The following is a 23,080-nucleotide window of genomic DNA, read 5'->3' as shown; positions in this document are numbered from 1 at the left end:
GTCATAGCCGAACTCGGCAATGAGCCGCCGCTTATCGCGGATGGCCGCAGTGGCCCGCCCGATCGGCGCGAGGTTTCTGCGCGCTGGTTGTCGGGAACATTCCTGACGGGCGTAACCTCGAGCGTGCTGATGGGCGTGGCGCTGTTCGCCGCCCTCGACGGTCGCCAGCAACTGGCCACTCCACCCGAGATCGCCGAACTCATCGGCCTTGCCAGCAATGGCGATTCCGGCGAGGTGGCCAAGACGACCAGGCTTGTGGCGCCGCGCCAGATCGCCAAGGCCAAGGACCGCCGCCGCATGGAAGTGTCGATGGTCACCAAGGTCGGCGACCGCGATGTCATCCACACCATGCCTTTCGTGCAGATCAAGATGGCGCTCGCCGCCGGCCACACCACCAGCCGGCCCTACCCGCCCTTCGACCCGATGCAGGTATTCGGCGACGACGGCGACGATACCCCCGCGCAACCAGCGACGGCCTCCGCAGCCTCCGGCCAGATCTATGGCGCCAAGGTCGAAAGCGAGATGAGCCTGAAGACCGTCGACTTCCCCATCGAGACGGCAACCTTCGATGAAAAGAGCGACCTTTCCGCCGACGAGGTGGAAAAGGTGGTACGCGAAGCCGGCACCGACCTCAGCGACGGCGCCGTGCAGGTCGCTTCACTCCACTATGTCGATCCGCAGCGATTCGGCGAAGCCTTTGCCGAGTCGATGGCCGGCTCCTACGACGTCAAGATCGTGCCGGAAAACGTCTCGGTGTCGCCGCGTGCTGCCATTGACGACCAGGCACCGGCTTTTGCCGAGGAAATCATCCCCTTCACCAAGGACACCGACCTCACCGAGGCCTTTGCCGATTCGGGCTATACGGGTGACGACGCCACGGGCATGGCCGAAGCAATCGCCAAGCTGTTGAACGCGCCGACTTTGAAAGCCGGAACCGTTCTGCGCGTCGGCCTCGAAGTCCACGGCGATGCCGCCAAGGTCGTGCGCACCAGCGTCTACGACAAGACCACGCACATCGTCACCATCGCGCTCGATGACCGCGGCCAGTACGTGCCGGCGCAAGAACCAGAGCCGAATCCCGAACTCTTGACGGCGTTCGATGATTCGTCCGCACCCGTTGTGGTGCGCGGCAACCTGCCCAATGTCTATGACGGCATCTACCGCGCCGCCTATTCCTACGGCATGTCCAAGGCGATGACCCAGCGGCTGATCAAGCTCCTGGCGTCCGATGTCGACTTCCAGTCCCGCCTCAATCCCTCCGACCGCCTCGAAGTGCTGTTCTCGCAGCCCGATGGTGACGACCAGACATCGGACAATTCCGAACTTCTCTACGTTTCGGCGACGTTTGGCGGCACCACGCGCAACTTCTACCGTTTCCAGATGCAGGACGGCAGCACCGACTATTTCGACGAGGACGGTTCGAGCGCCCAGCAGTTCCTGCTGCGCAATCCGCTGCCCGCCGGAAAATTCCGCTCCGGTTTCGGCGCCCGCAAGCACCCGATCCTCGGCTATGTCCGCATGCACACCGGCGTCGACTGGGCGGCCCCGATCGGCACGCCGATCATCGCCGCCGGCAACGGCGTCATCGAGAAGGTCGGCTGGGCCGGCGGCTACGGCAAGCAGATCATCATCCGCCATGCCAATGGCTACGAAACCTCGTACAACCACCAGAGCGCCTTTGCCAAAGGCATGGAGCCGGGTATGCGGGTTCGCCAGGGTCAGACCATCGGCTATCTCGGCCAGACCGGCCTCGCCACCGGCCCGCATCTCCACTACGAGTTGATCGTCAACGGCACCAAGGTCGATCCGATGCGGGTCCGCCTGCCGGTCGGCAAGGTGCTGAAAGGCGACGACCTCGTTGCCTTCAAGCGCGAGCGCGAGCGCATCGACGATCTGCTGAAGCAGGAAGATGGCAATTCACTGAAAGTCGCCAGCGCCAAGATCGAAGGCTGAGCCTGCGCGTTTCAGTCTTGCCTGGTTTCGGTACGTCGCGACCACGGCAGCGGCTCTCCGGAAATTGTCGTCCACGCGATGACAGCTGAAAGCAGGCAAAGCAGCGCCGTCACCCAGGAGACCACGGAGAAGGCTGCGTCACTGGCGGCCAGCCGTGCCGCGTCAAGCGCGGGCGCAAGTCCAGCCGGTGCCGGTTCGCCGAAGCCTGGCACGGCTGAAATCGCACTCCCGTCCAGTGCATGGGCATAGACCCAGGCCGCCAGCGATCCCATCGCCGCCACCGCGATCAGGCCGCCAATACGAGAGACGGCATTGTTGATGCCGGAAGCTGCCCCCGTATCCTTGTCTTCCACCGCTGTCATGATCGCGGTCGACAGTGGCGAGACGACCAGCGCCATGCCGAGTCCCATCAGCGCCATCAGCGGGAACGTCCCCGTCCAGAAATTATGGATGCCGGCATGGGTGAGCAAGGCAAGTCCGGCAAAGGCGAAAGCCACGATCAGGCTGCCGCAGGCGATAGGGAAACGCGGCCCGATCCGGTCGGACAATTGACCGACCGGCCCCGACAGAAGTGCGATCGATGCGGACAGCGGCAGGAAGATGAAGCCGACCTCGGCCGTGCTCAGCCCCCAGCCGGCGATGAGCAGCATCGGCAGATAGAAGAGATTGGCCGACAGCGCGAAATAGAGAAAGAATGTCGCGACATTGGCGCCGGCGAAAGCACCGATGCGAAACAGGCTGAGATCGATCATCGGCTCGCGCTGTCTCTGCTCGAACAGGATGAACACCACAAGCAGCACCGCGCCGGCGGCAATGCTCGGCCCCGCCATGTGGCCCTCGCCGCTGGAACTCATTGACGTCAGCCCATACGCGAGCGCGCCGAAGGCCAATGTCGCCAGCGCCCCACCGCCGAGATCCAGGCTGCGTTTCTCCGTCGGTGCATCGGCTGGAATCTTGGCAAGCAGGAGATAGATCGAAATCAGGCCGAGAGGCAGGTTGACGGCGAAGATCGCCCGCCAGATGCCGCCGCCGAAAGCCGACAGGACAAGGCCGCCGAGCACGGGGCCGAGTGCGGTGGTCAGCGCCGAGGCCGCCGCCCAGATGCCGATCGCACGGCCGCGTTCTTTCTTAGGGTAGGCCTTGGCGATGATGGCGAGGCTGCCCGGCACCATGATCGCCGCGCCAATGCCCTGGAGGGCGCGAAACGCGATCAGCACGACAGCATTCGGAGCCAGCGCACAGGCAAGCGAGGCCGCGACAAACAACACGATGCCGGCCACGAAGGCCCGGCGCAGCCCGAACCGGTCGCCGGCGGCCCCACCGGCAAGGATCAGCGCCGACAGTGTCAACGCATAGCCATTGGAGATCCACTGCGCCTCGGCGAGACTGGCGCCAAGATCGACGCGGATCGCCGGCATGGCGATGGCCAGGATCGAACCGTCGATGAAGCCGAGCGCCGACGCCAGGATCGCCGCGATCAGCACGTATCGGCGCTGCGATTGCGGGCAGAACGTCCCGTTCGTGAGCGGTCTGGTCAGCGGAATTGCGGCGGCTTCATCTGGCGAATGCATGGCACTCTGCTTAGACCGCCGCTGGGCTGGCAACAACCGGCCAGCGGCTTGTAGTCCTTGAAACCAGCCATATTGCCAGGGAACATCCCGCCTGGACGCAAATGGCGTCAGTCGTGCTAGATTTTTCTGGAGAACCGCAGGCGGAGGAAACGATGAAGCGTCCACTCGAAGCGTCGGCGGAAGGACGCGGCCGCATTGTCGGCATCACCGACGGCGTCTTCGCCATCGCGCTAACGCTGATCGTGCTCGAGATCAGGGTGCCGGCGCATGAGGCTGTTCATTCCGAGAGCGACCTGCTTGCCGCCATCGCGTCGCTCGCGCCACGCTTCCTGACCTATGCGTTGAGCTTCCTGACCTTGACCATCTTCTGGTTCGGTCAGCAGGCCCAGCATGGACTGATCGCCAAGTCCGACAGACGGCTCGCCACGCTGAACCCTTGCTTTCTCGCCTTCATCGCGCTCTTGCCGTTCTCGACCGACCTGCTGGCGGACTTCCTCGAATTCAGGACCGCGGTGCTGGTCTACTGGCTCAACCTGCTGATGCTCGGCGTCACCCTGTTCGCCAGCTGGCACTATGCGGAGAAGAACGGCTTTGTCGCCGAAGATGTCGACGCCGACACAAGGCGCACGGTCTACATGCGAATCGTCAAGGCCCAGATCCTGTGGGCGATCGGCGCCGCACTCTGCCTGCTCAACCCAGCTTCATTCTGGTCGTGCAGCTGATCTACGCCGCCGCGCTGCGCGGCTCATTGCTGCGCAACGTCATCGGCTGAAGGCCCGCCAACGAATTCCACGGTAACCCCCGGCGACACCAGCTTGGCCAGTTCGCGCGCGTCCCAGTTGGTCAGGCGCACGCAGCCATGGCTTTCGGTCTTGCCGATCTTCGACGGCTCGGGCGTTCCGTGGATGCCATAGGTCGGCTTGTCCAGCGCAATCCAGACCGACCCGACAGGTCCGTTGGGGCCTGGCGGAATGGTCAGGATCTTGTCGTTTTGGCCCTGCTTGAAATTGATGTTCGGGTTGTAGGTGTAGTTCGGATCGAGCGCGATGCGCGACACCGCATGGATGCCGGTGGGCGACGGCGTATCGGCCGAGCCGATGGTGGCGGGATAAGCCGCCACCAGCTTGCCACCCGCATCGTAGGCGTACACTTCTTTCTTGGTCTTGTCGGCAACGATCCGCGCGACCGGCGTTGACACCAGCTTGCCGAAATTGGCGACCTTGATGATCGTGCCGGGGCGGTTGAAGTCGAGGCCCTTGTTGATCGACTTCAGATAGTTCTCGTCCATGTGGAAGCGCTCCGCCAACGCCTCGGTGACAGAGGTGTAGCACATGCAGTTGAGCTGCGCCTTCTGGCTGTAGTCTTCCGGGACCGAGGCGACATAGGGGCCCGCCGCATCCTCCGCGGTGATCGTATAGTTGGCAAACGCGTCGCCACCGGATTGCGCAAGAGCCGTCTGGATACCGACAGCATCGGTCGACTTGAGATTGCTGCCGGTGATCTCATTATAGGCGGCGATGGCCTTGTCGACATTCGAGCCGAAGCGCCCGTCGATGACGCCGGGCGAAGCGCCGCCCCGGTCGAGCAGCACCTGCAGCGCCGCCACATCCTGGCGGGCGCCCAGCGACAGCGATGGGTCAACCGTGGTCTTGCCGCCAATCTTCGGCGGCAGTGCCGATTGGTCGGCCGGCGGGGCCTGTTCCGTCGGGGTAGCGGGCTGCAAAGGGTCTATCGAGGCCTCGTTCAACGGCTGGCGCTTGATGGTGCCCGGCTTTGCCGGCTGCGGCGCATCGGGATAATTGTTGTCGTAATTGCCGTTATCCTGCGGCGCCGGCGGGTAGGCTTCCACCGAATTGTCGCCATACGGGTCATATTCGTCGGCCGGCGGCGGGATGACCCGGCCTTCCTCTTCCAATTGCTTGCGGCGGAACCGCGCCATGTCTTCCGGATCGTCGAGATAGTAGCGGTCGTCATCGGCGGGAGCCCGGCCCAACTCGCGCAACCTTGTCTCGCGGCGCAGCGCGCGCCGGTCAAGCCGGGTCTGCGGCGGCTGGATGGCGATGACCTTTCCGGTATCGGCATCGACAATGACGCGGTTGCCGCGGGCGTCGTAGTAGATGTCCAGATTTCCGTCCTGCGCGACGAGAATGCCGCCGTCATCGGCAGCGCGGACAAGCCGTGGTGCATTGTCCTGTGTCGGCGCCGCAAGCGCACCAAAAGACACAAGCCCGGCGGCAAGCGCCGAAAGGGCAGAGATTGTGCGGAACATCGTGGCCAAACTCTCCGGTCCGTAATTGCCGCCGCCCGGCGTTATTCTTCGGCGAACCCTTCGCCAGCAAACCAGTTACCCCACCATATGGTTCCAACATGAACCGGGCATGAAGATGGCGGTTTCCCGGCGTATGGACGAATATCAGCTAGCTTGCGACAAGGCCCAGGTCCTTGCGCGCCTGCTTGGTCAGCTTCAGGGCGACAAGGCGATGGCTCTCGCGCAAATAGTCCTTCAGCGCATCATCATCCATGCTCTGGCTTGTCCGACGCTGGATCCATTTCATGCCGCGAGAGGCAAGATAGGGCGCGGGCCGCAGCCCTGGCTGTTCCTTGAGCACGTCATAGGCAATGTCGGAACATTTGAAAGTGACAAAGAGCTGCTGGCCCTGATCCCAGCCGCCGATCGCAAACACCTTGGTCCCGACCTTCCAGACATGGGCGCCACCCCACTGGACGACATGGTTTGTTGCGGGCAGCGAGGCGCAGAAGCCGTTGTAGTCGTCCAGCGTCATCCACGCCCCGTCATCAGTATGAAAGCGCCGCGCGCCCAGGGTGGACGCGCGGCGCGGGATCAAGCCGCCGCTTCGGTCGCCACGACCGTCGGCTTCGAACGGAAGTTCAGCCGGTCGGAGCCGGCCGTCACCTTGACTGTCGAGCCGTCGAGGATCTCGCCGAGCAGGATCTTCTCCGCCAGCGGATCCTGCAACTCCTTCTGCATCACCCGCTTCAGCGGCCGCGCGCCATAGGCCGGGTCATAGCCCTTGGCCGCCAGCCACTCGATCGCCTCGTGATCCAGCGACAGCGTGATCTTGCGATCGACAAGCAGGCTTTCCAGCCGCTTGAGCTGGATCTCGACGATGCGGTCCATGTCCTTGCGGCGCAGCCGGTGGAACAGGATCACCTCGTCGACGCGGTTGAGGAACTCCGGCCGGAACGACGCTCTCACCACGCCCATCACCTCGTCGCGCACCGCGTCGACGTCCTGGTCCTCGCCGAGATTGACCAGATATTCGGCACCGAGATTCGACGTCATGATGATCAGCGTGTTGCGGAAATCGACCGTGCGGCCCTGCCCGTCGGTGAGCCGGCCGTCATCGAGTACCTGCAAGAGCACGTTGAAGACATCGGGATGCGCCTTCTCGATCTCGTCGAACAGCACGACCTGATAGGGCCGGCGCCGCACCGCTTCGGTGAGCGCGCCGCCTTCCTCATAGCCGACATAGCCGGGAGGCGCGCCGATCAGCCGGGCGACCGAGTGCTTCTCCATGAACTCCGACATGTCGATGCGCACCATCGCGCTCTCGTCGTCGAACAGGAAGCTTGCCAGCGCCTTGGTCAGTTCGGTCTTGCCGACACCCGTCGGCCCGAGGAACATGAACGAGCCGATCGGACGGTTCGGATCCTGCAGGCCGGCACGGGCGCGCCGCACTGCCTTGGAAACGGCTTGCACCGCCTCACCCTGGCCGACGACCCGCTTGCCGATCTCGTCTTCCATGCGCAGCAGCTTGTCGCGCTCGCCCTGCAGCATCTTGTCGACCGGAATGCCGGTCCAGCGCGAGACGATATGGGCGACGTGGTCGGGGGTGACCACCTCCTCGACCATGCCGGCCTTGCCGTCCTGGGCTTCGGCTTCCTTGAGCTTCTTTTCCAGTTCGGGGATCTTGCCATAGGCAAGCTCGCCGGCGCGCTGGAATTCACCCTTGCGCTGGGCAATGGCCAGTTCGTTGCGCGCCTCGTCGAGCTGCTTCTTCAAGTCGGCGGCAAGACCGAGCTTCTGCTTCTCGGCCTGCCATTTGGCGGTGATCTCGGTGGATTCCTCTTCGAGCCCGACAAGTTCCTTTTCCAGGCGGGCGAGCCGGTCTTTCGAGGCGTCATCCGTCTCGACCTTCAGCGCCTCGCGCTCGATCTTGAGCTGCATGATGCGGCGGTCGATCTCGTCCAGCGCCTCGGGCTTGGAATCGACCTGCATGCGAAGCCGCGAGGCGGCCTCGTCGACCAGGTCGATCGCCTTGTCCGGCAGGAAGCGGTCGGCGATGTAGCGATTGGACAGCGTCGCCGCCGCCACCAGAGCCGAGTCGGAGATGCGCACCTTGTGGTGCTGCTCGTATTTCTCCTTCAGGCCGCGCAGGATCGAGACCGTATCCTCTACTGTCGGCTCATCGACGAAGACCGGTTGGAAGCGGCGGGCAAGTGCCGGATCCTTCTCGACATGCTTGCGGTATTCATCGAGCGTGGTGGCGCCAACGCAGTGCAGTTCGCCGCGCGCCAGCGCCGGCTTCAACAGGTTAGACGCATCCATCGCGCCATCCGCCTTGCCAGCGCCGACCAGCGTGTGCATCTCGTCGATGAACAGGATGATGTTGCCATTGGCCGAGGTGACTTCCGAGAGCACGGCCTTCAGCCGCTCCTCGAACTCGCCGCGATATTTGGCACCGGCGATCAGCGCGCCCATGTCAAGCGCCATCAACTGCTTGTCCTTCAGCGATTCAGGCACATCGCCATTGACGATGCGCAGCGCCAGGCCTTCGGCGATCGCCGTCTTGCCGACGCCCGGCTCGCCGATCAGCACTGGATTGTTCTTGGTGCGCCGCGACAGCACCTGGATGGTGCGGCGGATCTCGTCGTCGCGACCAATCACCGGGTCCAGCTTGCCGGCGCGGGCATCGGCGGTCAGGTCGCGCGCGTATTTCTTCAGCGCGTCATAGCCCTGTTCGGCACTCGCCGAATCGGCGGTGCGGCCCTTGCGGACATCATTGATGACCTGGTTCAGCGCCTGCGCGGTGACACCGGCCTTGGCCAGGATGTCGGCGGTCTTTGCCGACTTCTCCATGGTGAGCGCCTGCAACAGCCGCTCGACGGTGACGAAGCTGTCCCCGGCCTTCTTGGCCAGTTCCTCGGCGGTCGAGAACACCTTGGCGAGCGGCTGCGCCAGATAGAGCTGGCCATTGCCGCCTTCGACCTTCGGCATTGCCTCGAGCGCCGTCTCGACGCCGAGCTTGACGTCGCGGACATTGCCGCCGGCGCGTTCGATCAGCGACGCGGCCAGGCCTTCATCATCGTCGACGAGGACCTTCAAAATGTGTTCGGGAGTGAATTGCTGGTGATTGCGGGAGAGCGCCATGGTCTGCGCGGACTGGATAAAGCCGCGCACGCGCTCGGAGTACTTCTCAAGGTTCATATCTGTCTCCTTCCATCACCGGCCCGCTTCGCGGCACCGGATCAGATTGCGGTGACGGACCCGCCCATTCGAGCCGGATCCTGTTCAGCCGAGATATGGGGCATGGACCATGCCGTCTCAAGACGCATTGATATCGGTCAATGCATAATATTCCAGGTCAGCCCAAACGGAAACGGCGGAGATTTCTCCCCGCCGTTCCACGTCTTGAAATGGTGTTCGATCAGTTGTCGATATCGGCAATCACCGGCTCGGAACTGCCGTTGTCTGCCGGAGCCGCGGCCACCTCGCCGGCATCCGCATTGCCGCTGCCGGCGTCGACCTGGTCGGCACTGGCGCGCGGACGGCGCGGACGGCGCGGACGGCGGGCGGCACCGCTCTCGGTGGCCGCCTCGTTGAGTTCGGCCTGGGCGGCAAGAGCCGCAGGCGAAAAACTCTCGAACAGCGGCGCCGGCTCGGCTATCACGGCGGTCTCGGCCGGCGAACCGGACTCTGCCTGTACTTCTGCCTGCCCCGGGAACTCGTTGCGCTGCTGCTGACCGCCTTGCTCGGCGGACGAAGCATAATCGCGCTGGCCATTCTGGCCATAGCCGCCATTGGGACGGCGATCGCGGTGGCGCCCGCCATTGCTGTCGCGGTTATTGTTGCGTCCGTTATTGTCACGCCCGGCGTTATCGCGCCCGGCATTGTCACGCCCGGCATTGTCACGATTGTCGCGGCCGTCCCGGTTCAGCGCGACCTCCGCCGGCATGCCTTCGATCACCGGCTGCGGACCAGCGCCGTGGTTGATCACAGGTACTTGTGGTTCGGAAACGGTGTTGCCGCTGTTGCCGGCCCCATTGTTACCTGCATTGTCGAACTCGTCGCGATCCTCATCACCGTCATCGTCGAAATCGTCGCGGTTCTGCTGGACGTTCTGGATCGGCATCTGCGCCTGCGCGGCGGCAATGATGCGATTATAGTGTTCGGCGTGCTGGAGATAGTTCTCCGCCATGACCCTGTCGCCGGAGCTTTGCGCGTCACGGGCCAGGGTGGCGTATTTTTCGGCGATCTGCTGAGCTGATCCACGGATCTTCACGTCCGGGCCGTTGCTCTCGTAGTTGCGCGTCAGGGGATTCGGGCCCTTGCGGTTGTTGTTGTTATTGTTATTGCCACCGCCGCCGCCATTGTTATTGCGACCGCGCATGCGCCTGTTCTGCTGTTGTGGCCTCATTCGACTCTCTTCATCTTGAAATTTTCGAAAAATCGTCACGAACGGAGGCGCTCATGCAGCCAGCCGTTTCGTTTCTTCACCGGCGTTCGCCCGCATCAATTGCGTTGGCGCCACGTGCCATCCTGTTCCGGTTACATCACTTGCCGGACGATTCCCGCACGAAGCTTGGGCGTCGTTTGCGCAAGAAGGCAGCTATTTCCAAGGAGGACCGAATCGCTAAGAGCACTGCCTGCTTCGTCTCATCCGGTTGAGGCGACCCTAGCCGCATTCCCCGGTATTGCCAAGCGGTTTTTTCGCGGTGCGTCAAGGCTTATCCCCTTTGAAAGACAAGAACCCTGTCGTTTCCGCCAAGATCACGAAACAACTCGCCCGCAGCGTAGCCGGCTGCGCGGAATATATCGTTGACCTCGGTGCGTTGCGTGTGGCCGATCTCGACCGCAATCCTGCTTTCTGCTTCCAGAAACGGTGCCGCTTCGGCGGCGATGATCCGGTAGGGGGTCAGCCCATCCACGCCGCCATCCAGGGCCAGGCGCGGGTCGAAATCGCGGACCTCGTCCTGCAGATTTCCAATGTGTCGTGAAGGTATATAGGGAGGGTTTGCGGCAATTACATGGTATCGGCCGGAAACTTTTTCGAACCAATCCGACCGCACCGTCGCGAACCGGTCGCCAAGTCCGGTTTGCCCGGCATTGCGGGCCGCCGTCGCCAGCGCTCCGGCTGCGATGTCGACACCGGTGGCGGTCGCGGTCGGCACCGCACTCAGCAGCGCGAGCGCGATGGCGCCCGTCCCCGTGCCGAGATCGAGGATGCGGCACGAACCCTCCCGCGCGGCAATTGTCTTGACGAAAGGCAGCACCGCCTCGACCAGCGTTTCGGTATCCGGCCTTGGCTCCAGCGTTTCCGGCGACAGCGCCAGACGCAAACCGTAGAATTCACGGTAGCCCAGGATGCGATGCACGGGTTCGCCGGCGGCTCGGCGCCCCAGGGCGGCGTCGATCGCGGCGATGGCGTTCCTGTCGATCTCATGTTCAGGGTCGGCAATGGCCTGCGTACGGGTCGTGCCGGAAAAATGTTCGACAATCAGCCGTGCGTCGAGTACGGGATCATCCACCCCGGCCGCCACAAGCCTGGCCCGCGCTTCCCGCAACAGCGGACCCAGCGCCTTGGGCAGCGGGTCAGCCATCGAGGCCGATATCGGCCAGCAGTTTCGACTGGTGGTCGGCGATCAGCGCGTCGATGACTTCGTCGAGTTCGCCCATCATCACCCGGTCGAGCTTGTAGAGCGTCAGGTTGATGCGGTGGTCGGTGACGCGGCCTTGCGGGAAATTATAGGTTCGGATGCGTTCCGAGCGATCGCCGGAGCCGACCTGCGATTTGCGTGATTCGGAACGCTCCTCGTCAGCCTTGCCGCGCTCCAGGTCATATAGCCGGGCGCGCAGGATCTGCATGGCCTTCGCCCGGTTCTGGTGCTGCGACTTCTCCGCCTGCACCACCATGATGCCGGTCGGCAGGTGGGTGATGCGGACAGCCGAATCGGTGGTGTTCACGTGCTGGCCGCCCGAACCCGAGGCGCGCATCGTATCGATGCGGATGTCCTCGGCACGGATCTCGATGTCGACCTCTTCGGCTTCCGGCAGCACGGCGACCGTCGCCGCCGAGGTATGAATGCGCCCGCTGGCCTCGGTTGCCGGCACGCGCTGCACGCGATGCACGCCGGACTCGAATTTCAGATGGGCGAAAACGCCCTTGCCGGAGACCGTGGCGATGATTTCCTTGAACCCGCCAGCATCGCCGTCGCTGGCCGACACCGTCTCGAACCGCCAGCCACGCTCGGCGGCATAGCGCTCATACATGCGAAACAGGTCGCCGGCGAAGAGCGCGGCCTCGTCGCCGCCGGTTCCGGCGCGGATTTCGAGGATGGCGTTCTTGTCGTCGGCGGCATCCTTGGGCAGGAGCAGTATCTGGATGTCCTTCTGCAACGCCTCGATGCGCTCCTCCACCCCCGGCAGATCCGCCTCGGCGAGCGCCCGCATCTCGGCGTCGGTGCCCTTGTCGGCGAGCATTGCCTCGAGGTCGGCCTGCTCGTGTTCGGCCGCTCGCAATTCCCTGACCTTGGCCACCATGTCCTGCAGTTCGGCATATTCGGACGCCATCTTCACATAGGCATCCGGCGCCGGTCCGGCCGACATCTGCGCTTCGAGCATCTCGAAACGCTTGACGACTTGATCCATGCGATCGCGGGGCAAATTGACCATGATTTGATGCTACAACGGGATCGAGCGGTCGTCGGCAAAGGCCTGCAACAGCGCCCGCATCGGCAGCCCCTGCGCGGGCGCCATCAGATTGTCGTCGAAGAACTCCGTCAGCTCATCCAGCGGCAATTCCGTCAGCATCGCCTTGACCGGGCCGATCGAGGCCGGTGACATCGAGATCGAGCGGAATCCGAGGCCGATCAGCGCCATCGCCGAGATCGGCTTGCCGGCGAGCTCACCGCACAGCGTCACCGGCGTGTGGTTGCGGATGCCGGCATCGGCGATCAGCTTCAAGACGCGCAGGAACGGCGCCGACAGCGTGTCGAAGCGGTTGGCCAATTGCGTGTTGCCGCGGTCGACCGCCATGACGAACTGGAACAGATCGTTCGACCCGACCGAGACGAAGTCGACCGCCTTCATCAATTCGTCGAGCTGGAACAGAAGCGACGGCACTTCCAGCATCGCGCCCAGCTTGAGGCTGGTCGGCAGATGGTGGGCGAAGCGCGACAGATGCCGCACTTCGCGGTCGATGATTTCTCGCGCCTGGGCAATTTCGCCGAGCTCGGTCACCATGGGCAGCATCAGCTTGAGCTCGCGCCCGCCGCTGGCCTTCAGCAGGGCGCGGATTTGGGTGCGCAGCAGCCCCGGCCGATCCAGCGTCAGGCGGATCGCCCGCCAGCCGAGCGCCGGGTTCTCTTCTTGGATAGCGCCCTTGAAGTAGGGCAGCACCTTGTCGCCGCCAATGTCGATGGTGCGGAAGGTGACCGGCTTGCCGCGTGCGGCCTCCAGCACGTCGCGATAGAGTTTTTCCTGTGCCTCGGCACGCGGAAAGGTCGAGGCGACCATGAACTGCAACTCGGTGCGGAACAGGCCGATGCCGGCAGCACCCGCCTCGGCCAGCTGCGGCAGGTCGACGGCAAGCCCGGCATTCATCAAGAGGTCGACCTGGACGCCGTCCCTGGTCATCGACGGCTTCTTGCGCAGTTCGCGGTAGACCTCCTGCCGGCGCGCCCTGAACCGCACTTTTTCGGCATAGGCGGCTTCGAGATCGGACTGCGGCCGCAGATGGATCGTGCCTTCCTCGCCGTCGACGATAATGGCGTCGCCGTTTTCGGCCATCGAAACCGCGCCCTTCATCTGGCCGGCGACCGGAATGCCCATGGCGCGGGCGACGATGACGACATGGCTCGTGGCGGCGCCATCCTCCAGCACCAGCCCGCGCAGCTTGTCGCGAGGGTAGTCGAGCAGTTCGGCGGCGCCCATCGAGCGGGCGACGATGATGGCGTCCTTCGGCAGCGAAGCCGCGACATCTTCCGGCCCGCGTCCCATCAGCTGGCGCAGCAGCCGGTTGGCGAGGTCGTCGAAATCGCTCATCCGCTCGCGCAGATAAGGATCTGTCATGTGCAGCATGCGGGCGCGCATGTCGCTCTGCACCTTTTCCACCGCGGCTTCTGCCGTCAGGCCGTTGCGGATCGCCTCTTCCAGGCGTCGCACCCAGCCACGGTCATTGGCGAACATGCGATAGGCTTCCAGCACCTGGCGGTGCTCGCCCTCGAAAGCGACGTCGCGGCGCTCCAGCATGTCGTCGATGGAGAGCCGCAGCGACCCGAGCGAGCTTTCCAGCCGTCGGACCTCTTCCTCGCTGTCCTCGTTGAACAGATTGGTGACGACGATGCGCGGCTCGTGCAGCACGACATGGCCAAGCCCGACGCCATCGTTGAAGGACAGGCCGGTGAAGCTGACAGGCCGGCGCAAGTCGAGTTCGAGGCCGGGCCGGGTCAGCCGCGCCAGGTCGCCGGTGGCGATCATCTCGGCGATGACCATCGCGGTGGTTTCCAGCGCCTCGACCTCGTCGTCGCGGTAATGACGCATGGTCTTGTTCTGGACGACGAGGACGCCCAGCGTGCGCCCTGCCCTGAGCACCGGCACGCCAAGGAAGGAATTGTAGATTTCTTCCCCGGTCTCCGGCAGGTAGGCGAAGGCCGGATGTTCCTGAGCATTGGAGAGGTTGAGCGGCCGTGCGCTTGCGGCGATGGTGCCGACCAGGCCTTGTCCCAGTCGCAGTTGCGCCAGGTGGACGGCGTTCGGGTTCAGACCCTCGGTGGCGTAGAGCTCGAGCACCGAATCGGCGCGCAGCACATAGAGCGAACACACTTCCGCGACCATGTTGGACGCGATGTCGCGCACGATCCGGTCAAGCCGCTCCTGCGGCTCCAGCGGCTCCTGCATGAGCTCGCGGAGCCGTTTCAGCAAAACGCGCGGGCCACTGGCCTGGTCACGCATCGCGGCTTCTTCTCCAATGAAACACCTGCCGGCGCAGTTTCCGCCGCTGCCGGCACGCGCGCAACAACTGATTCAGTCTGCTACTGCTTATCCAGACCGTAGACGGAATGCAAAGTGCGAACCGCAAGTTCGGTGTACGGACCGTCGATCAGTATCGAAATCTTGATCTCGGAGGTGGTGATGGCGCGAATGTTGATCGCCTTGTCCGCCAGTGCCTTGAAGGCGGTGGCGGCGACACCGGCGTGGCTCCTCATGCCGATGCCGATGACCGAGACCTTCGACATGCCGGCCTCGGACTGCACGACATCGTAGCCGACCTCGGCTTTCAGCCGGTCGAGCACGGCCAGCGCCTTGTCGACGTCTCCCGATGGCACCGTGAAGGTCATGTCGGTGAACTTGCCGTCCTCGGAGATGTTCTGGACGATCATGTCGACATTGATGTTGGCCTCGGCCAGCGGCCCGAAAATGCCGGCGGCGACGCCTGGGCGGTCGCCGACGCGACGCAGCGAAATCTGGGCTTCGTCCTTGGCGTAGGCAATTCCGGTGACGACCTGCTGTTCCACGATCTCTTCCTCGTCGCAAATGAGCGTTCCCGGAGGATTGAGCAAATCCCCCATTCCGGGCGCGTCGGGATCGTCGAAGGACGACCGCACGAAGGTACGCACCCTGTGCACCATGGCAAGCTCGACCGAACGCACCTGCAGAACCTTGGCGCCGAGCGAGGCCATCTCAAGCATCTCCTCGAAGGAAATCTTGGCCAGCCGCCGCGCCTTGGGCTCGATGCGCGGATCGGTGGTGTAGACCCCGTCGACGTCGGTATAGATGTCGCAACGGTCCGCCTTGACCGCCGCGGCGATGGCCACGGCACTTGTGTCCGAACCGCCGCGGCCAAGCGTGGCGATGCGATTGTCGGGCCCGATGCCCTGGAAGCCGGCGATGACGGCCACCTGGCCCTCGCCGAAGCGCTTGACCAGGAAGGCGCCGTCAATGTCGAGGATGCGCGCCGCGCCATGCGCGTTGTCGGTCTTGATCGGAATCTGCCAGCCCTGCCAGGAGCGGGCGTGCACGCCCATGTTCTGCAAGGTGATGGCCAGCAGGCCAGCGGTGACCTGTTCTCCGGAAGCGACGACAGCGTCATATTCGCGTGCGTCATGCATCGGCGAGGCCTCGCGCGTCCAGGCAACCAGTTCGTTGGTCTTGCCGGCCATGGCCGAAACCACCACCGCGACCTCATGGCCGGCGTCGACCTCGCGTTTGACGTGACGCGCCACATTGCGGATGCGGGCGATGTCGGCGACGGAGGTTCCGCCGAATTTCATCACGATACGCGCCATGGAAGCGAAATGCCTTTGACTGAAGCCGGCCCCTTGCCAAAAAACTGGGAGCCGAAGCGGAGGAAAGCGCCCGGCTGGTGCCGGCTGCTGAATGCGCGGCCTCCTTAGCCAAATGATGAAGGTTTCGCAAGGCTGGCGGCGGAATGCCGGCGTCAAGAAGACGGCATATTGCCTTCCAGGCCCGTGCCGCTTACCAAATGCTGCCCGCGGGGAATCCATTTGGTTCGGCATAACAGATGATTGCTCGTCTTCGACGCGCCATGCGATTGCAATCGCTCCCGCTTGTCGCCGGCTTCGCCGTGCTGGCATTGATCGTCGGAACGCGTGCCGTGCTTGTCGAGGGCCAGAGGGCCAATCGTGCCGCCGCTCGCGAGACGATCGAGTACCAGGAACTGCTTTCCGGGCTCCTTTCAATGGCGCAGGATGCCGAAAGTGGTCAGCGCGGCTACCTGCTGACCGGGGAAAAATCCTATCTCGAACCGTATCGGAAGGCCGTCGAGGCAATCCCCGGACAGCTCTCCCGCATCGATGCCATGACGGCTTCCGACGACCAGCTGGTCCAGCAGATCAGTCACATCAAGGACGCGCTGGCGCAAAAACAGGCTGAACTGGCCGTAACGATCGCCCTTTACGACAAGGGCGACGTCGCCGGGGCCTTGCGGCTGGTCCGCAGCGGCCAGGGCAAAGCCGCCATGGACGAGATCCGCGCCAGCATGGACACCATCCGGCGTATGGAAGGCGCCGCGATTGCCGAGCGCGACGAGCACACCGACCAGGTCGAGACCTGGCTGCGCATCGGCTCGCTGGCGGCCCTCTTCGCGATCTTCCTGCTCGCCACCTACACAATCCGCGAATCCCGCCGCCGCTTCCGCGAAGTCGCCACCGCCCAGGCAGAGCTGATGGGCAAGAACATCGAGCTCGGCAACGAGATCGACACCCGCGAGAAGGCCGAATCCCAGATCCGCCAGATGCAGAAGATGGAAGCCGTCGGCCAGCTGACCGGCGGCATCGCCCACGATTTCAACAACATGCTGGCGGTGATCCTCAGCGCCATGAACCTTGCCCAGCGCAAGCTGAAGCGCGGCGAGAACGACATCGAGAAGTTCATCGAGGCCGCGACGGATGCGGCCAGCCGTGCCGCCAATCTGACCGCCCGATTGCTTGCCTTCTCCCGTCTGCAGCCGCTGGCGCCGCAGGTCGTCGACACCAACCGGCTGGTGACCGGCATGTCCGACCTTCTGCACCGAGCGCTCGGCGAAGGCATCCGTATCGAAACGGTTTTGGCGGGCGGCCTGTGGAAAATCCACGCCGATCCGAGCCAGATCGAGAACGCGATCCTCAACCTGGCCGTCAATGCCCGCGATGCCATGGACAATGACGGAAAATTGACCATCGAGACCGCCAACAGCCATCTCGACGAGGCCTACGCCTCGACACACGCCGAAGTCACGCCTGGCCAATATGTGATGGTGGCGGTGACCGACACCGGCGCCGGCATGCCACCGGAGGTCATCGCCAGGGCCTTCGAACCGTTCTTCACGACCAAGCCGGTCAACAAGGGCACGGGACTTGGGTTGAGCCAGGTGTTCGGCTTCGTCAAACAGTCGGGCGGCCACGTCAAGATCTACTCCGAACCGGGTGAAGGCACGACGATCAAGATCTACCTGCCGCGGTTTTTCGGCTCGGAGGAGCCAGCAGTACCCGTCGGGCGCGGCAAGAGCTCCGTCAAGGTCACCGAGACGATCCTCGTCGTCGAGGACGACGCCCGGGTGCGGGCCGCCACGACCGACGCCATGCGCGAACTCGGCTACACCGTCATCCATGCCGCGAGCGGTCCGGAGGCGCTCGAGAAGCTCGACGCGTCGTCAGGCATCGCCCTGCTGTTCACCGATATCGTCATGCCGGTGATGAACGGCCGCAAGCTCGCCGAGGAGGCGGTCGCGCGCCAGCCCGGACTGAAAGTCATCTTCACCACCGGCTTCACCAGGAATGCGGTCGTCCATAACGGCGTGCTCGACCATGACGTGCACTTCCTGGCCAAGCCGTTCACCATCGAGCAACTGGACGCGAAGCTGCGCGACGTGCTGGACAGGACCAGCTGAGTCCGACGGACCGTGTTTGGCAGCATTGAAAAAAGCTGCCTTGACATTCGCTCCCCCACGCCCGACTTCCTAGCGCTCTAAGGCCGTTCCAGGAAAAGTGTGAAGCGGTTTTCCGTTCGCAATTGCGACCAACAAGAGCTCTAGGAGACAACCGATGCCAGAGCCCCGACGATCGACGATCGATGCCGGAGAAGTGGAACGCTTTTCCGCCCTTGCCGCCGAATGGTGGAATCCGAACGGCAAGTTTCGTCCGCTGCATAAATTCAATCCGGTCCGGCTTTCCTATATCCGCGACCAGATAGCATCGCGCTTCGGCCGTGACCCACGCGCCGCGCGGCCGTTCGAGGGCCTGCGGATCCTCGACATCGGCTGCGGCGGCGGGCTTTTGTGCGAGCCGATGGCGCGGCTTGGCGCCGAGGTCGTGGGAGCGGATGCCTCCGAAACAAACATCGAAGTGGCGAAACTGCATGCCGCCGAAGGCAATGTGAGCGTCGACTATCGCGCCACGACGGCCGAGGACCTTGCCGACGCCGGCGAGACATTCGACGTCATCCTCAACATGGAAGTGGTCGAGCATGTCGCCGACATCGAGCTGTTCGTCGCCAAATGCGGGCAGATGGTCCGACCCGGCGGCATCATGTTCGTGGCCACCATCAACCGCACGCTGAAGGCGCTGGGCCTGGCCATCATCGGCGCCGAATACGTGCTGCGCTGGCTGCCGCGCGGCACCCACCAGTTCGGCAAGCTGGTGCGCCCCGAAGAGCTGGAAAAGGCGCTTGGCGGCGCCGGCCTGACGATCATCGACCGCACCGGCGTCACCTACAATCCGCTCGCCGACCGCTGGGCGCGATCGAAGGATATGGACGTCAACTACATGGTGCTGGCGGAAAAGGGATCGGTCTGACCGAGCAGGCGTTCCGGAATTCGTACCGCGGGCGCGCGGGCGGTCGGCATCCTCGGCCGCAGCCGGAGCCCGGTGGCGATGCCGACGACGGCACAAACTGAGACGTCAGGCTTTCTGGCTTTGCGCCTTGGTGGTGATGAAAACGCCGGCGGTGATGATGACGGCGCCGACCCAGGTCAGCAGCCGATAGTGCTCGCCAAGGAAGATCGTGCCGGCAAACAGGCCGACCGCGGCCGCGACATAACCGATCTGGCTGAGATAGACGGGGCCGCCGACCGCCTGCAGCCGGAAGAAGAAGGCGAACATCGCCGACGCGGATGCGACTTGCGCGACGACGACCAGCGGCACGCCGTCGAGCGGCGCGAAGGCCTTGATGCCGAACAGGGTGAGAATACCGGCGAGCAGCAGCGTCGCCGACGCCAGATGACTGCCGACAGCGAGTTCGATCGGGCCGGTGCCTTCAGGCCAATCCACCGTGCGATAGATGTTGCCGACGGCAAGGCTGACCGGGATGAGCAGGCCAATGACCACCCAGAAGAGATCGGCCGGCTGGCCGGCCTCTCCGCGCGTCACCGCCACCATGACGGCGCCGACGAAGCCGACTGCAATGCCGGCAATGCCCAGTATGTTCGGGCGCCGCACACGCAGCAGGATCGACAACACCAGCGTGATGACAGGTGACAGCGTGAACATGATGCCGGTGTAGCCGGCGCCAAGGTGCGGAATGGCCGAGAACATCAGGAGATTGGGGACGGCATAGGACACGGCGGCCGTGACGAAGAAATAGCGCAATTTGTGCGCGGTGAGGCGGACACGCTCCCCGCGCAACAAGAGCACGCACAAAAGCACGCCGCCGGCACCGAGCGAGATGACGAAGGCCCAGACCATGGCCGGCACGCCGGCTGCCGTGGCGAGCTTGCCGAAGGGCAGCGTCAGCCCGAGCAGGCCGCCGGTGACGACCAGCAGGCCGAGCGCCGAATCCCAGAGAAATTTCATCGGATGGTCCCGTCACTCAAATTGCGAATTCGGCACTCGCGACGCTTGGCCGGTTCTGTATCTTGAGGTAAGATAACGCAAAGATTCTTAACATCAAGATATTTAACGGTGAGACAAATGGATCGCGCGGCAAAAGCGATCGAGCAGTGGAAACGGGAACGGCCGGATCTGAACGTCTCGCCGATGGCGGTGCTCGGGCGATTGAACGAGGCCTCGTCGCTGATCGCGCGGGATCGCCTCGCCCCGCTGTTTGCCCGTTTCGGGCTCCAGGCCGGCGAATTCGACGTGCTGGCTACGCTGCGCCGCTCCGGAGCCCCTTACGCGCTGACCCCCACCGCTCTCTATGAAGCGACGATGGTGACATCTGGCGCCATGACCAACCGGCTCGACCGGCTGGAGAAGGCCGGATTGATCTTGCGCGGCCCGCACCCCAATGACCGTCGCGGCATTGTCGTGCAGCTTACCGGGAAAGGTCTGGCCTTGATCGACGAGGCCTTGACCGCCCACGTCGCCAACGAGCATGAAATTCTCGCCGATCTAAGCGACGCCGAACGCGAGATGCTGGCTCGGCTGCTTGGCAAATTGATCGCAAGCGTGAGCTAACCGCTCAGTTGCGGTCGTCCGGAAACACCGGGATCGGCATGAACTCGACGCCGTCCTCGGCAAGGCTCTTGGCCTCTTCGAGCGTCGCCTCGCCATAGATGCCGCGCGGATCGGTTTCGCCGAAATGGATTTTTCGCGCTTCCTCGGCGAACTTGTCGCCGACATAGTCGGCATTCTCGCGCACTTTCTCGGCCATCGCCTTGAGTTGCGCCAGCGCCTGTTTCTGCGCCTCGCCCATGGCGAGCGCGATGGTCTCCTGCTTGCGGGCCGTCGAAACGGCGGGCGCCATCAGGGCCTTCTCCACCTTGTGTGAGCCGCAGCTTGGGCAATCGACAAAGCCGCGCTTCTTCTGGGTATCGAAATCGTCATTGCTGCGAAACCAGCCCTCGAACTCGTGCTCGTTTTCGCAGATCAGGGAAAAGCGGATCAAGAGGCGGCACCCCTGAGACGCGGCGCGTCGACCTCGCCGCCATTGATGTCGAAATCCCGCGCATTCTTCAAATTGGGGATCTTCTTGCGCGCCGCAAGCGACTGCGCCGGGTCGATCTCTGCAACGATCACCGCCGGCTCGTCATGCGCGGCTTCGGCGATGATTCGGCCCCAGGGATCTACGATCAGCGAATGGCCATAGGTCTCGCGGCCATCCTCATGCAGGCCGCCTTGCGCGGCGGCGACCACAAAGGCACCGTTCTCGATGGCGCGCGCCCTCAGCAGCACATGCCAGTGCGCTTCGCCGGTCTGGCGGGTGAAGGCGGCGGGCACGGTCAAAACATCGGCGCCAGCGAGCGCCTCGGCACGGAACAATTGCGGGAACCGCAGGTCGTAACAGACCGCAAAGCCCAATTTCGCCCCCGCTATCCCGGTCACGACGGCCTCGGTGCCAGGTTCGTAGGCCGAGGATTCGCGCCAGCTCTCGCCATTGTCGAGGTCGACATCGAACATGTGGATCTTGTCATAGGTGGCGAGCGTCGCGCCATCCGGGCCAAACAGCAGCGCCCGGTTGGCGAGCTTGCCGTCGGCGCGCAGGATGGCCGTCGAGCCGACATGCAGGAAGATCCCGAGTTCGCGCGCCAACCTGCGCGCGGTCGCCACGATGATGTCCTTGTCTTCGGAGGTGAAGGAGGCTGCGCGCGCTTGCTTGTCGCGGATCAGCGCCCCGGTCATTTCCGGCGTCTGGATATAGGTTGCGCCCTGGCCTGCCGCCTCACGCACCAGCCGCTCGAGATCGACCGCATTGCGCTCGGGACTTTCGCCTGAACGCATCTGGACGGCGGCAGCCTTGAAAACACCCATCATCAAATCCTCAAATCGTCGCGCCGTTGGCGAGCAGTTTGTCGAGCCGGCCTTCGGCCTCCAACTCGTGGAGGTCGTCGCTGCCGCCGACATGCGTTTCGCCAATGAAAATCTGCGGAAAGGTCGTGCGGCCGTGAGCGCGCGAGATCATCTCCTGGCGCAGCTCCGGCGAAAAGGAAGCGTCGTGCTCGGTATAGGCAACGCCCTTGCGCTCCAGCAGCCGTTTGGCTGCCGTGCAGTAGCCGCACATCATGCGCGTATAGATCGTGACATCCACCATGACGAATTTCCACTTTCGTTGCCGACTTATATAGTCGCGGACTCGTCGGGCCGAAAGTCCCCCGGCAACACGCGGGCAAAGGTCAGCACATCGACGGCCCCGGCGCCCCCTTTTTTCAGCGCCTTGGTGGCGGCGCGCACGGTGGCGCCGGTCGTGTAGACATCATCGATCAGGAGCACCCTGCGGCCGGCGATCTCGATTTGCGCCTCGACCGGCACGCGAAAGGCGGCCCGCACATTCTCCTCGCGCTCCTGCCGCTCCAGCCCGACCTGCTGGCGGGTAAGTTTCACGCGCCGCATGGCGGCGGGCGCGAAAGACAGCCCGCTGAGTTCGCAGACCGCACGCGCCAATTCCGCCGACTGGTTGAACCGCCGCCGGAAAAAACGCCGCCAGTGCAGCGGCACCGGCACAACCACATCGGCCTCGGCGATGAGATCGGCGCCCGCCCGCGCCATCCAGCGCGCCATCCAGGGCGCAAGATCGGTGCGATCCTGATATTTCAGGCCTTGCACCATCTGGCGGGCAACGCCGGAATAGACGACGGCTGCTCGCGCCCGTTCGAAGGGCGGCGGATCGGCGATCGCCTCGGCCGACAGAAAGCCCTCGCCCATATGGTGGGTGAACGGCGTGCCCATCACCGGGCACCACGGCCGTTCCAGGAGCCTCAGCTTCGGCCAGCAGGCGCCGCAAAGCACCCCGGGTTGCGAGACATGACGGCGGCAGCCGGCGCAGACCGGAGGAAACAGGATACGCGCCGGCCAGCCGAGGGCCGATCGGGTGAAGTTCCTGATCCCGATGGACTTGATCTCTGGCATCGGATCGGCCACGTGGTTGGTTCTCCGTGCCATCA

Annotated in this window: 19 protein-coding genes (1 of these 19 cut by a window edge); 5 read left to right on the top strand and 14 right to left on the bottom strand. The window is 64.0% G+C overall.

What is annotated here, in order from left to right; all coding sequences use genetic code 11:
* Positions 1-1,953: the 3' portion of a M23 family metallopeptidase gene (locus EB815_RS08950; RefSeq protein ID WP_056576602.1), read on the top strand. Its footprint begins 18 nt before the window's first position; only the last 1,953 of its 1,971 coding nucleotides appear in the window; its start codon lies off the left edge, out of view; its stop codon occupies positions 1,951-1,953.
* Positions 1,954-1,964: 11 nt separating this feature from the next.
* Here the strand turns inward: EB815_RS08950 and EB815_RS08945 are convergent, their stop codons facing one another.
* The gene (locus EB815_RS08945; protein ID WP_056576272.1) at positions 1,965-3,524 is read right to left on the bottom strand and encodes an MFS transporter; all 1,560 of its coding nucleotides are present in this window, start codon (positions 3,522-3,524) and stop codon (positions 1,965-1,967) included.
* A gap of 152 nt (positions 3,525-3,676) precedes the next feature.
* Between EB815_RS08945 and EB815_RS08940 the strand changes: the two genes are divergently transcribed.
* Positions 3,677-4,246 carry a TMEM175 family protein gene (locus EB815_RS08940; protein WP_244494129.1) on the top strand — a complete coding sequence of 190 codons (570 nt, stop codon included), beginning with the start codon at positions 3,677-3,679 and terminating at the stop codon, positions 4,244-4,246.
* 23 nt (positions 4,247-4,269) lie between these two features.
* Here EB815_RS08940 and EB815_RS08935 read toward each other — a convergent pair whose 3' ends face one another.
* From EB815_RS08935 to EB815_RS08900, 8 genes are all read right to left on the bottom strand, one after another.
* Positions 4,270-5,793, bottom strand: coding sequence for a L,D-transpeptidase family protein (locus tag EB815_RS08935; protein WP_056576268.1), 1,524 nt, complete (start codon positions 5,791-5,793; stop codon positions 4,270-4,272).
* A gap of 148 nt (positions 5,794-5,941) precedes the next feature.
* On the bottom strand, positions 5,942-6,307 hold the full coding sequence (locus EB815_RS08930; protein ID WP_056576265.1) for an MmcQ/YjbR family DNA-binding protein: 366 nt from the start codon (positions 6,305-6,307) through the stop codon (positions 5,942-5,944).
* A 59-nt stretch (positions 6,308-6,366) separates the two neighbouring features.
* Positions 6,367-8,973 (bottom strand): ATP-dependent chaperone ClpB, encoded by a 2,607-nt coding sequence (gene clpB, locus EB815_RS08925; protein ID WP_056576262.1) that lies wholly within the window; start codon positions 8,971-8,973, stop codon positions 6,367-6,369.
* 220 nt (positions 8,974-9,193) lie between these two features.
* Positions 9,194-10,183 carry a DUF4167 domain-containing protein gene (locus EB815_RS08920; protein WP_056576259.1) on the bottom strand — a complete coding sequence of 330 codons (990 nt, stop codon included), beginning with the start codon at positions 10,181-10,183 and terminating at the stop codon, positions 9,194-9,196.
* Positions 10,184-10,493: 310 nt separating this feature from the next.
* Positions 10,494-11,366 carry a peptide chain release factor N(5)-glutamine methyltransferase gene (gene prmC / locus EB815_RS08915; protein ID WP_056576257.1) on the bottom strand — a complete coding sequence of 291 codons (873 nt, stop codon included), beginning with the start codon at positions 11,364-11,366 and terminating at the stop codon, positions 10,494-10,496.
* A complete protein-coding gene (gene prfA / locus EB815_RS08910; RefSeq protein ID WP_056576253.1) occupies positions 11,359-12,438 on the bottom strand; it encodes a peptide chain release factor 1 in 1,080 nt (359 codons plus the stop codon). The genes prmC and prfA overlap by 8 nt, the downstream gene beginning before the upstream one ends.
* Before the next feature lie 9 nt (positions 12,439-12,447).
* Complete coding sequence (gene ptsP / locus EB815_RS08905; RefSeq protein ID WP_056576250.1) at positions 12,448-14,718, bottom strand: phosphoenolpyruvate--protein phosphotransferase; 2,271 nt, start codon at positions 14,716-14,718, stop codon at positions 12,448-12,450.
* A gap of 80 nt (positions 14,719-14,798) precedes the next feature.
* Entirely contained in the window at positions 14,799-16,052 is a 1,254-nt protein-coding gene (locus EB815_RS08900) for an aspartate kinase (protein ID WP_056576245.1), read from the bottom strand.
* A 260-nt stretch (positions 16,053-16,312) separates the two neighbouring features.
* On the opposite strand from EB815_RS08900, the gene EB815_RS08895 reads away from it, so the two are divergent.
* Positions 16,313-18,154 carry a CHASE3 domain-containing protein gene (locus tag EB815_RS08895; RefSeq protein ID WP_056576241.1) on the top strand — a complete coding sequence of 614 codons (1,842 nt, stop codon included), beginning with the start codon at positions 16,313-16,315 and terminating at the stop codon, positions 18,152-18,154.
* A gap of 154 nt (positions 18,155-18,308) precedes the next feature.
* The gene (gene ubiG / locus EB815_RS08890; protein ID WP_056576239.1) at positions 18,309-19,058 is read left to right on the top strand and encodes a bifunctional 2-polyprenyl-6-hydroxyphenol methylase/3-demethylubiquinol 3-O-methyltransferase UbiG; all 750 of its coding nucleotides are present in this window, start codon (positions 18,309-18,311) and stop codon (positions 19,056-19,058) included.
* 105 nt (positions 19,059-19,163) lie between these two features.
* Here ubiG and EB815_RS08885 read toward each other — a convergent pair whose 3' ends face one another.
* Positions 19,164-20,054 carry a DMT family transporter gene (locus EB815_RS08885; protein WP_056576235.1) on the bottom strand — a complete coding sequence of 297 codons (891 nt, stop codon included), beginning with the start codon at positions 20,052-20,054 and terminating at the stop codon, positions 19,164-19,166.
* 117 nt (positions 20,055-20,171) lie between these two features.
* On the opposite strand from EB815_RS08885, the gene EB815_RS08880 reads away from it, so the two are divergent.
* The gene (locus EB815_RS08880; RefSeq protein WP_056576232.1) at positions 20,172-20,657 is read left to right on the top strand and encodes a MarR family winged helix-turn-helix transcriptional regulator; all 486 of its coding nucleotides are present in this window, start codon (positions 20,172-20,174) and stop codon (positions 20,655-20,657) included.
* 4 nt (positions 20,658-20,661) lie between these two features.
* Here the strand turns inward: EB815_RS08880 and EB815_RS08875 are convergent, their stop codons facing one another.
* The 4 genes from EB815_RS08875 to EB815_RS08860 are packed head-to-tail and all read right to left on the bottom strand — an operon-like array spanning position 20,662 to position 23,057.
* On the bottom strand, positions 20,662-21,087 hold the full coding sequence (locus EB815_RS08875; RefSeq protein WP_056576228.1) for a DUF1178 family protein: 426 nt from the start codon (positions 21,085-21,087) through the stop codon (positions 20,662-20,664).
* Positions 21,084-21,950, bottom strand: a complete 867-nt coding sequence (locus EB815_RS08870) for a carbon-nitrogen hydrolase family protein (RefSeq protein WP_056576225.1) — start codon at positions 21,948-21,950, stop codon at positions 21,084-21,086. The genes EB815_RS08875 and EB815_RS08870 overlap by 4 nt, the downstream gene beginning before the upstream one ends.
* Positions 21,951-21,960: 10 nt before the next feature.
* Complete coding sequence (gene grxC / locus EB815_RS08865) at positions 21,961-22,230, bottom strand: glutaredoxin 3 (protein WP_056576221.1); 270 nt, start codon at positions 22,228-22,230, stop codon at positions 21,961-21,963.
* Positions 22,231-22,256: 26 nt separating this feature from the next.
* A complete protein-coding gene (locus tag EB815_RS08860; protein WP_056576599.1) occupies positions 22,257-23,057 on the bottom strand; it encodes a ComF family protein in 801 nt (266 codons plus the stop codon).
* Positions 23,058-23,080 lie beyond the last annotated feature (23 nt).

This window comes from Mesorhizobium loti (assembly GCF_013170705.1).
Classification (GTDB): domain Bacteria; phylum Pseudomonadota; class Alphaproteobacteria; order Rhizobiales; family Rhizobiaceae; genus Mesorhizobium; species Mesorhizobium loti_D.
The sequence above is the reverse complement of the archived record's forward strand: the minus strand, read 5'-3'. Positions and strand labels throughout refer to the sequence as shown.